This is a genomic window from Enterobacter cloacae complex sp. P13B (assembly GCF_014895915.1).
Lineage (GTDB): Bacteria > Pseudomonadota > Gammaproteobacteria > Enterobacterales > Enterobacteriaceae > Enterobacter > Enterobacter bugandensis.
Window position 1 is genome coordinate 1 of the sequence record NZ_JADBQN010000046.1, and the last position, 9,956, is coordinate 9,956.

8 protein-coding genes are annotated in these 9,956 nt (G+C 54.2%); 2 read left to right on the forward strand and 6 right to left on the reverse strand.

Annotated features, from left to right (window positions below):
• Positions 1-259: 259 nt before the first annotated feature.
• Positions 260-703, forward strand: coding sequence for an antitoxin Xre/MbcA/ParS toxin-binding domain-containing protein (locus IM273_RS18655; protein ID WP_063943605.1), 444 nt, complete (start codon positions 260-262; stop codon positions 701-703).
• The gene (locus tag IM273_RS18660; RefSeq protein WP_045261777.1) at positions 700-1,173 is read left to right on the forward strand and encodes an RES family NAD+ phosphorylase; all 474 of its coding nucleotides are present in this window, start codon (positions 700-702) and stop codon (positions 1,171-1,173) included. Before IM273_RS18655 ends, IM273_RS18660 begins: the two co-directional genes overlap by 4 nt.
• Positions 1,174-1,195: 22 nt before the next feature.
• Here the strand turns inward: IM273_RS18660 and cas6f are convergent, their stop codons facing one another.
• From cas6f to cas1f, 6 genes are read right to left on the reverse strand one after another with little or no spacing between them, the layout of a single operon-like run.
• Positions 1,196-1,750 carry a type I-F CRISPR-associated endoribonuclease Cas6/Csy4 gene (cas6f, locus tag IM273_RS18665; protein ID WP_045261778.1) on the reverse strand — a complete coding sequence of 185 codons (555 nt, stop codon included), beginning with the start codon at positions 1,748-1,750 and terminating at the stop codon, positions 1,196-1,198.
• A gap of 9 nt (positions 1,751-1,759) precedes the next feature.
• Positions 1,760-2,758: a type I-F CRISPR-associated protein Csy3 gene (gene csy3, locus IM273_RS18670; protein WP_193051761.1), complete on the reverse strand. Its 999-nt coding sequence runs from the start codon at positions 2,756-2,758 to the stop codon at positions 1,760-1,762.
• Positions 2,759-2,771: 13 nt separating this feature from the next.
• Positions 2,772-3,707 (reverse strand): type I-F CRISPR-associated protein Csy2, encoded by a 936-nt coding sequence (gene csy2 / locus IM273_RS18675; RefSeq protein ID WP_193051760.1) that lies wholly within the window; start codon positions 3,705-3,707, stop codon positions 2,772-2,774.
• Positions 3,704-5,014: a type I-F CRISPR-associated protein Csy1 gene (csy1, locus tag IM273_RS18680; RefSeq protein ID WP_193051759.1), complete on the reverse strand. Its 1,311-nt coding sequence runs from the start codon at positions 5,012-5,014 to the stop codon at positions 3,704-3,706. The genes csy2 and csy1 overlap by 4 nt, the downstream gene beginning before the upstream one ends.
• A gap of 16 nt (positions 5,015-5,030) precedes the next feature.
• Positions 5,031-8,261: a type I-F CRISPR-associated helicase Cas3f gene (cas3f, locus tag IM273_RS18685; protein WP_193051758.1), complete on the reverse strand. Its 3,231-nt coding sequence runs from the start codon at positions 8,259-8,261 to the stop codon at positions 5,031-5,033.
• The gene (gene cas1f / locus IM273_RS18690; protein WP_193051757.1) at positions 8,258-9,241 is read right to left on the reverse strand and encodes a type I-F CRISPR-associated endonuclease Cas1f; all 984 of its coding nucleotides are present in this window, start codon (positions 9,239-9,241) and stop codon (positions 8,258-8,260) included. Before cas1f ends, cas3f begins: the two co-directional genes overlap by 4 nt.
• Between the last annotated feature and the right edge of the window lie 715 nt (positions 9,242-9,956).

Below are 9,956 nucleotides of genomic sequence, written 5' to 3' on the forward strand. Positions count from 1 at the left end.
TGCCTGTACGGCAGTGCACTGAAATAATATCTCCACACCCTTCTGATTTGCATACAAAAAAAGCTAAAAAACCTTCTCTGACCCTCTTTTTTATCCACCAAAAATACTCATTTAAAATCAATGAATTACACAACCGTTAAAAATTAGGGTCAAAACATCGTTCTTCTCACAAACCACCCAGCACAAAAAATCCCCATTCCACTCCATCTGACAAATGGCTATACTTAAACATGACAAATGACATTAATCAGGAGGTAACATGAGAACCTGGATACCCGCCAAGAAACCTGCTGATAACGCACTTTGGCGCTACGCCGGTTTACCCGCGAACAGAGGTATGCGGCTGATAGAATTTCTCAACCAGGGATTGCCCGTCAGCGTGCTCGACAATATTCATGAATGGACGGCCATGTCGAAAGCGGACATTTTACGCGTTACCGGGATTAACGAACGTAACGTGGCCCGCCGCAAAAGCGCGGGACGGACGCTGACGCCGGATGAGAGCGAACGCGTAGCCCGTTTTGTTCGGGTGCTGGATGCGGCCGTCGACTATTTTGGCAGTAAAGAAGAAGCATGGACCTGGCTCCAGTCGCCGGTGCGCGGGCTTGGCAATGTTGCGCCTGTTGACCTGATCGCTACGGAAACCGGTGCACTGGAAGTCACCGATTTGATTGGTCGTCTGGAACACGGAGTGTTTGCATGATTTTTTATCGGCTGGTGACGGGACGCTATGCCAGCGAAGCGTGGAGTGGAAGCGGCGCAAATCAGTACGGTGGTCGCTGGAATCATAAAGGGCATCCCGCCGTATATGTGTCCACGTCCATCTCGCTGGCCTCACTGGAGATTTTGGTGCACGTCAGAAAAGATACCGTGTTGAATCAGTACCAGCTTTTCAGCATTGATATCCCGGATGACCAGATTGATTACCTGGATAAAGCCTGGCTCCCCGAGGACTGGCAGGAAAATCCGGCACCGGTATCGACGATGGATCTGGGAACCGGGTGGTTGCAGGCTAGCAGTGCCCTCGCGCTTATCCTACCTTCCTGCATCATACCCTATGAAAACAATGCCATCCTTAACCCCTTACATCCGGCATTCCATACGGCGCTCAGTTCTGTTCAGCAGATGCCCTTTATTTTTGATACCCGTCTCGCAGAAAAAACCGCACCCTGAACGCTGATGCGGCTGTGTTTTCTCAGAACCAGGGAACTGTCGCTGTCGCGCTCATCCCGTAGGTTGAAAAGCGTCCATCCACGGGTGCGGGAAGCAACTCACCATGACGAATAAAAAGCCTGAAAGACTGACCTGTAGAGAGGCTACGTAAATTAAGCCAGGGCAAATCAGTCCGAGCCTCTTCCATTTTTAAAAGGCGCTGCTGCGCCTCTTCCTCAGTGATCCATCCTTTTTTTACCGAACGGCGCATAAGCCGCTGCGCGCTGCTTTTCACCTGCACACGGGACACGCATCGCCATTGCTTTACCTCTGGAACGGGTTGTATCGCCGTGCACAGGCAGTAATCGCTTAGTCCCTTTCGCCATGCCAGGGAGTCGAGCTCGCTTAACGCCTGTTGCGAACCGTGCAGGCGTAACATCGCGCCGGGCTTTATGCCATGTGCAGGGAAGCTGATACCAATATCCCCCAGCCCCCGTTGGCCCAGCGCACGATGCAGTTTAGCCATCAGCGCGGCCATCAGCATCTCCTCGCTGAACTCCGGGTCGGGCAGGACGCGGATCTCTAGATAGTGATCCATAACCACTCCTTACTCGCCCTTCTCACCGAAGACGCCGCCGCGGATCAGCACGGCCATCACATAATGCTGCTGTTCAACGTCAGGCTTTTGGCCCTTCGTCACCCAGTTGTCCAGCAAGGTATAGAAGTCCATTTTCTCTTTCGGCTGACGACAAGCTACACCGCGACTGGTGACTGAGCCGTACGGCTCAACGGCAATAGCGCCCAGCGCATCTACCTGAGGGTGCCAGGTATCGATAGTTCGAATGGCATTACCGATTTTCTGCGAATGCATGCCCGCAACGCTGTCTACCTGATACAACAGGCGGCTCTTGCTGCTGTTGCTGTCCAGAACCAGCTCCTGCGACGGGAAGATCTCCTGTCCGGCACCGAGTAGCACCTGCGCTTCGACGTTCAACAGCACAAAACCTTCGCCGCTAAGCCCTTTTTCGATTTCCTGGGCCAGTGCGTTTAGGCTCTCGTCGCTGGCAGAAAAATCTCGCAGCGCATAACTGTACGCATCAAACGTCCATGACGTACTGCCCGTCACGGTCACGATAATTTTTTCTGCACCGACGCGGTTACGCCATAAAAAACGTCCGTTCGCCAGGTTAGTTGCGTAGCGGCGCGCCAGTTCGGCAAAACCGTGTTCACTGATATAGCCGTCGATAACCTGCTGAAGTTCATCCTGATAGGCGCGATCGTTACACACTGATGGCGTCGACAGGTTGCCCAGCACGCGTAGGGTAAACTTCACCTTCAGGGTGTCTGCATCGGCAGGAAGCGCCGCCACATCCACACGCTGCAGGTTCGCTTTCTGGATCTCGGCATCCAGTTTAGCCGGATCGTTGGTCAGGGCATTTTTCAGGCGGTTCGAAATCGTACCGCGGACCGCTTTTTCCTGTATACGGATCGGTTGCCACTGCTTGCCCTGCCAGCTTCCGGAATACATCACCGCATCCGAGGTTGCCAGCTTACGTTCAAATGCCAGTACGGATGCCGTTTTAACGGCCGTTGGAGCCTTTGCCATAGATAAGTCCTTTTTAATTAAGATGTTCAGTTGTCACCGGCGCGCCCGCGCCCTGACAGTAATAGCCCGTTTCCGTCGTCCGATAACGCCAGAAAATCTCGTCCAGTGACCGAATACGGTGCAGACCGCACCACTCGCCCACGCCATACACCGCTTCGGTAAATGCAAAGGGCGTTTCCGCATCGCGCGCGTTTGCCACGACGCCAGGGGCGTAGAGTTCAGAGATACGCTGGTAGCCGGTCATTAATGGCACCAGATAACCGGAATTGGGTTTGGGAACAACATGCCAGTTGGCCGGTTCATCTTCGCGTATGTTGCCGTCTTCCGGCGTTTCGGCCTGTATTTTTAGCGCAGCAAAATCCAGCCAGGCGTCAAGCAGCGTGGCGTTAGGATCGTTTTCAAGAAGCATTTGATGATGTTCGCCCAGCCAGCTACTTCGGTCGCGTAAAGCAAAGCCCGGCATCAGTTGCCACTGTAATCGGCCCATCTCCTGAGCGCTGGCAGGCATCGCCATAACGGAAATATTCTGGATATCCACGATGATTCCTCCGGCCAGCCGGAGCGTAGGGCACACCTGAGACAGAAACTCGGCCAGGTCGCGTTGCCCGTATTCACCGTTGGGGATTTCCCCGTGACACTCGAGCAGCAGCGAAACCGTCATGTGCATGCGCCCCTCTTCGTTAAAGGAGGCCGTTTTCGCGTCCCGTGTAAGCGGATTGCGGGTCAGGGCAAACTGATAATCGCGGCCAGACGTGTGCGCATGGATCTGTTGTTCGTGGCTGACCACGGCACAGCCATCAATGCGCAGCCCGTGCGTTTCGGTCAACCTGCGCGACAGCGCATGGGCAAATCCCAGGAAATGGGTAATGGCGGGGAAACCGTAAGTCAGGCCAGCAATCGCGTTGGCGTTTTCGACGCTGATACGGCGAAGCAGGATCAAGGAACTCATTTCAGCGCCTCCCGGATAATTTTTTCCATTTCACGCAGGTTGCTGCGTAAACGCTCACGGGTTTGCCATTCACGCTGTTCCACATACCCCAGGTCCTTCAACGCCTTGCTCAGACGCGCGTTAAGCCACAGGGCAAAATCTGTCGCGACGCTAACCTGCCAGTCGTCTTTATCCCGCTCGAGCCGAAAAGCCTCATCGGTTTTGGTGCGCCAGGGATCGAGCCAGAGTTGTTGATGAGTGACTAATCGTTCGCACGAGAGCGTCCAGTTTTGCCACGTATCACGCTGTAGTTCTGACGCCACCACAAACAGCAGGTCGATAAGCGCATCAATATATTCATCACGCGCTTCGCGAATACGGACGTTGGTGTAATCACCGGTTCTGGCCAACAATGACACAAGCAGCTGGACAGTGCTGTTTGCACGTCGATCAAACTGACCACCTGAAGTGAAAATAGAACGTAACGTCGTCGGCGGCTTGTCTGCTCTTTTCCACTGCGGCGGCTGGCAGGAAAGCAGCCAGCTGCGCCCGCCACGGACGCTGTTGAGATAGGAAATGTTTTGCGGTTTGGTGCCACCAAAGTGTATTTCCGCTGAATGCGGGAAAAGCGTCAGCGGAGTGGGATGCCAGGTTTTCTCCCGGCGCGCTTTCCAGATGGCTTTAACATCGTCGCCAAAACGGAAGGCAATCATTTTCTGATGCATGGCGTGAACAAGCGAGGTGGCAAATAACGGGCTCAGCAGATGGTAATTTTCACCTACCGGGAAATAGCCCTGTTTAGCCAGCTTGTGTGAAGCGGGCTCTCCGGGCGTTAAGGCACGGGAAAATCCCGCAATCCATTCATCCAGTTGGTTTGCGTCATCGGTAAAAGCGGCCAACGCAGCGCGATCGCCACGTTTCAGGCTTGCCAGTAGGGAGTCACCGCCTTCAACCCGCGTTTGCAGTAATTTCGCGACGTCCAGCGCCGCGGCGTTTCCCACGGCATCCGGTTCCAGACCTGACAACGCAGCAGTGCTGAGATACCCTTCCAGCGCCACTGCCTCGCTGTAGATACTGCTGCTTTTTGAATCCCCGTGGGTAAATTTCGCCGCATGGGTCACGAGGTTAATTTGTCCGGCTCGCTTCGCGGCATCCGTCAGCCAGGCTTTCGGTTCATAGCGAAGCTCCAGTTCCCGGCGTTCTGCCGCAAGCGTTGCGCTATCTGTATCGCTGCGCTTGGCGGCCTCTTTATCAAATGCTTCCAGCTTTGTTTGCCGTCGTCCGGCAATATACTCAGCAATGAAAGCGCTTAGTGCTTCAACTGACATACTCGTTCCTGGCTCCTTATCGATATTCCCTGAACACACCCAACACCGGGTGATACAGCCATTGCTCTGTCTCCTCCTCCCTGCTGATTCTCAATGTGATTTCGCCATACCGTCGCGATACCGCGGCCAGCTCCATCTGGCTTGTCTCGGCCAGCGCCTGTAATACCTCGCCATAATCAATCGCCATCCACGGCTCTACGCCGTGAGCCATCGATAAGGTCTTCTCGCAAAACCGTCCCGCAGGCTTTAACACCCCGTTTTCCTGCATCAGGCAAAACTCAGGTTGCTCACCTTCGTCTTCCATGCTTAAAAAGAAAGTGTCCTGCGGCGACGAGCGGCGAAACGGCGTCCGCCGCTGCAACTCACCGTTCCACGTCAGCGGCAGCCGCCACCACGACGCGGCAACCGCATCTGACCGTTCGCCGCCATCCAACAATGCGGCTCGCAACCGGGCATGCTCCAGCGCCGCCAGCGCATTGCCGGGCAGGTTTTCAACGATGCGCGGGATCGCATTCAGCGTGCGATAGCCCTCTTCGCTGAGCAGCTCATGGAGATCGTGGTGAGGCAGAAGATGATGTTCAGTTTCAAAACCGGGTCGGCAGTAGGCGACCTTTTCTCCGCGAAGCGCACGCACATTGCGTTCCAGAATCACAAGGTTTTCGCTCTCAGGCACGATCTGACGATGCCGCTGAATACGCCCTGCAAACTGAATAAGTGAACGCATCGAACTCGGCTCGATAATCCCCCAGTCGGCATCAAAATCGCGCCCGACTTCCAGAACGGATGTGCCGAGCACGACAAAGAGATGATGCTGTTCCGGTGACGTCAGCGCCTGCTTAACGTCAGGCAACTGCCAGACCTGCTGCGGTTTGTGCCGCGCGAACGCGGCATCGAGTCGTTTTTCAATCGCCGCACGCACAGCCAGCGGGTGCTGGCTGTGGTACACGCAATAATGAATGCGGTAATTCTCCGGAGAAGGTAATGCCATCAGCGCCTGCGCGACGGCAACCAGCGGGTTGATGTTCGCCATTCGCACCAGACCAAACGACACGGTTTTACCGCTTTTGTGCGTGCTGCGATGATCGTCGTGCAGTGCGATCATGTGCTGGTGTAGCGTCTGTGCCAGCGCGGAGATGACATCTGCCGACCTTGAAGACTGTGGCTCCACGGCAGCCAGTTTCCCCAGACGAAGCCGCGGCTGTTCAGGCAGACGTTTGATTCGCTGGCGAACAAAGTCGTCATGCGCCCGGCGAAAATGCGCATCGTCGGTCACATCCTGCGACTGCGCGCCGTATTCATCAAACCAGGCGCAGCAGATACTCGTCGGTCTGTCGGACTGACCGCACGCCGTCTGCCAGGCTTTACGCCCTTCCCGATAGGCTTCAAACAGCGCTTCCGTTAATGCAGGGGGCAGCGTTGCGGAGGAGAGCAACACGCGAGAGCCGAGCATGCCCGCCCAGTTCACCAGCCGACAAAGGGCGTGCAAATCATCAACGTCAAAATCATCAGGCTCATCAAGCACCAGGTCGCTGGTCAGCAGGCGCAGCATGGCTGGGATCTGCCTGCCGCCGCGCACGCCTTCCGTGGCAGGCATCAGGTGATCGATGGTTGTCACCAGCACCGGGGCACTGACCAGACGGTTTAGCGCCGGTTCTTTCGCCAGCCATTGCTGCGCGATCCCGCTGCTGGTCGCCCCTTCATAATGCACGTAATGATCGCTGGCGAAGAACGCTTCGTCGCTGGCGCTACTGATATCTTCGGTATCATTGCCCTGATACAACTCCTTCACTGCTGCGGCACCGGTCACCACGGCCAGCGTGTCGTCATCCAGCCCCAGGCGCGACTGCAAAGCCTGCCCCGTTTGCAGCGTCAGCGTGCGTAACCCCAGCGCCACGCTGAAACGACATCCCGCCTGCTCATCTGCCAGCGCGTACATAATTCGGGCATTGGCGAAGGTTTTACCGCATCCGGTGGAAGCCATATTAATACCGAAGAAGCCCTGCTCTGCACTCTTCTCGCGCAGGGAAGAGGCGACATCCCAGGCCTTGTTCTGCCAGTCAAAACGCTCTTCTTTCGCCCTTTCCCGAAACGTTTTATGTCTGGCGATGGCGGGCAATGAACGGCGCAACGCAGGAAGAGAACGCCCCATCAATAGCGCCTGATGCGCTACGCCGACATTGTGCTCATCCAGCTTTTGCTTGAGTTCCCCGGTCCCTCGATAGCTGTTAGCCCACGCCTGAAAGGCATCATCCTGCCATCCGGAATAAGCCGGTTGTGAGGAGTACACGTGATCGGCCAGCATCAGCGACAGGCGGGCAAGATGGAGGGTGAAGAGATTATCCAGCGATCCCGCGTGTAGCAGCGCAGGCAGGTTTCGGATGCGTTTACCAATCTGTCGAGCCTTCTCTCGCCAGGTTTGACTCTTTAGCGGCGTTCCGTGGGGGAATTTCCAGACATTTTTAAAATCACGCTCTTTCCACTGATGTTTTTCGGTAGATTTATGATTAAGCGCGTTCCAGTCTGCGTTCAGCTGCTTCTCAAACCAGCCTTCGCAATAGATCAACTCAGGACGAGTCGAATGCGACTGGGGTAAACGGTGGTGCGACAATATCAGCCATACCACCACTTTCGCCAGAGGTGGAAGCTTTTCCAAAAGGCTGCATTTCTTGTCTGTGTCCCTCTTCAGCGCTTTCAGCATCGCCTTTTCGTCAGTGGCTTTTAGTTGAGTGAGGGATGTCAGCCATTGTTCATCGCTACGCTCTCCTACAAACGCCTCGAACAGACGAACCGAAATCCACTCGTGGCGGTACGGCTGACAAACGTGCTGACTTTCCCCCTTGAGCGTCTGCTGGAAGCACATCCCCGCTTTGCCAAAATCATGAAACAGCCCGGCGATCGCCGCCAGCAGGGCGATGCTTTCCGCGCTTTGCCAGCGGTGTTCACCGTCGTTGCGAATAACTTGTAGCGTCGTGCGATTTGTTGGCACCCGCCCCTGTGAATTAAAGCGACGCAAATTTCCGACAATCCATAACAGTTCGCTTTGACCGTTTTTTTTCAGCCAGTGGCAGGCAACGGCCGTGTTACGGCGTGCCGTTTTACGCAGCAGCTTGCGCAGCGTGACGACGCCTTCCATCGTAATTGTCGTCTGCCACGCCGCGTCACCGGTACGCTCAGCAAACCGATCGATAATCTGGCAGCTTTGCTCGCGCGCACGTTTGGTACACCGGGAGATAATCAGCACATTCATTTTGCGACGCCCGCCAACGATTGCGAGGTGTCCTGCAAGGTTGTGATCATCACATCCAGCGCATCAGACTGTTGAAACGCGTTGATGCAGCGCTGACGAAACTGTTGATTATCCTCACCCTCCATCGCCGCAATAAAGGCCTGCGGCATAACGAGGGCGTCTTTGATTAAATCGGCAATATCAAAAACCAGCCCGCCGCGTTGGTTTTTTCCGTGCATGACCGCCAGACCATGAGGAATGCCCGTCACCCAGGCCGCGACGGCCGCCAGCCCGTAGGCCAGATAGTTGCCCTGATCGAGAAAACGGTTGGCCATATCCGTCCCGCCACCGCGTTTGGCGCGGGTAAAGGTGCCATATCCCACCGTCTGGCTGGTCAGCTTGTAGAGCGATTTTGTGAGCTGCGCTTCCTGGAGCATCAGCGAGGTGTGATCCTGTGCGTTTTCCATGCCCTGCTTCGCACGCTCCAGAATAGTCTCCAGCGCGTCCCGATCGGGCTGAAAAGACGTTTCTCGCTGCATCCGCAGGCCTGTCCACTGTTTTTCAATTTGCTGTAAACGGATAAATTGAAAACGCTTTGCTGCCTGCAGACGTTTTTCTTCATCAAACCAGAATGAGACCCAGTTTTGTAAATATGCCGTCGGACGGTATTCGCTTTGCGGGCTGAGCCAGGAGACGTCAATGTCCACCTCGTTAGCAGAATACAGCGGTGTGCCATCCGTTCCGCAAAAGCCGACCATTACCCCTGCCCGCGCAAACTCGCGCATCGCCATTTGCGTAACGGATGTTCCCATTCCCAGCATCACTGCCGTGGTATTCGCGATGGGAATATTCCAGTAAAACGACTCTTTTCCTTCCTGGGTGACATATTCAACACGTCCGCCATTCACCTGGATGCGGCATTTCTCCAGGTAATAAATGTTGGCGCGCTTTGAATGCAGGATGGTTTTTAAATCTGTAGAGGTGATGCTGTTTACGGACATGGCAAGAGCTTTTATTTCAAGGTGTTGAATGAACGGTATGTTATCGAAAATAAGATGAAAACAAATGTGACGAGTATCAAATGAAGAGTAATTATCGTGATAATAAAGCGAAAAATCACTTTCCCATTCAATGTATTATTTTTATGAATAATATATTTTTTGGAATATAATTGGCGCGTGAATGAGTTTTTTATTTATTGTGAAAAATAGAGAGCGTGGGTTTGATAGTATTGAGTTTTGAATAGGCAAGGTAAATGTTTTAGAGGGGTAGTTTTAGTTGTGCTGCCTGTACAGCAGTGAACATCACTCAAGCTGCTGCCCCCTGTACACAACCTTTTCTAAGCTGCCTGTACGGCAGTGAACACCTAGACAACCTTGATTATACGGTCAGTAATTTTCTAAGCTGCCTGTACGGCAGTGAACACACGCGCCGCGCGCTGGAAGCGATAAGTTGATTTTCTAAGCTGCCTGTACGGCAGTGAACACCCTTATCAGTCCCAGCACACCTACGCTTGCTTTTCTAAGCTGCGTGTACGGCAGTGAACAATGATTGTACGGGGCAAATAGGGCTTAAACCTTTCTAAGCTGCCTGTACGGCAGTGAACTAGTCGATATTGAGCGCAACCGAGCATGACCCTTTCTAAGCTGCCTGTACGGCAGTGAACTATATAAAAACAGTATTTTATTGCGCCGTTTTTTTCTAAGCTGCCTGTAC

What these genes read in the sequence shown, in the direction of transcription:
- cas3f (WP_193051758.1), bottom strand. Translation starts at nt 8,261, where the DNA reads ATGAATGTGCTGATTATCTCCCGGTGTACCAAACGTGCGCGCGAGCAA.
- csy3 (WP_193051761.1), bottom strand. Translation starts at nt 2,758, where the DNA reads ATGGCAAAGGCTCCAACGGCCGTTAAAACGGCATCCGTACTGGCATTT.
- csy1 (WP_193051759.1), bottom strand. Translation starts at nt 5,014, where the DNA reads ATGTCAGTTGAAGCACTAAGCGCTTTCATTGCTGAGTATATTGCCGGA.
- IM273_RS18655 (WP_063943605.1), top strand. Translation starts at nt 260, where the DNA reads ATGAGAACCTGGATACCCGCCAAGAAACCTGCTGATAACGCACTTTGG.
- IM273_RS18660 (WP_045261777.1), top strand. Translation starts at nt 700, where the DNA reads ATGATTTTTTATCGGCTGGTGACGGGACGCTATGCCAGCGAAGCGTGG.
- csy2 (WP_193051760.1), bottom strand. Translation starts at nt 3,707, where the DNA reads ATGAGTTCCTTGATCCTGCTTCGCCGTATCAGCGTCGAAAACGCCAAC.
- cas1f (WP_193051757.1), bottom strand. Translation starts at nt 9,241, where the DNA reads ATGTCCGTAAACAGCATCACCTCTACAGATTTAAAAACCATCCTGCAT.
- cas6f (WP_045261778.1), bottom strand. Translation starts at nt 1,750, where the DNA reads ATGGATCACTATCTAGAGATCCGCGTCCTGCCCGACCCGGAGTTCAGC.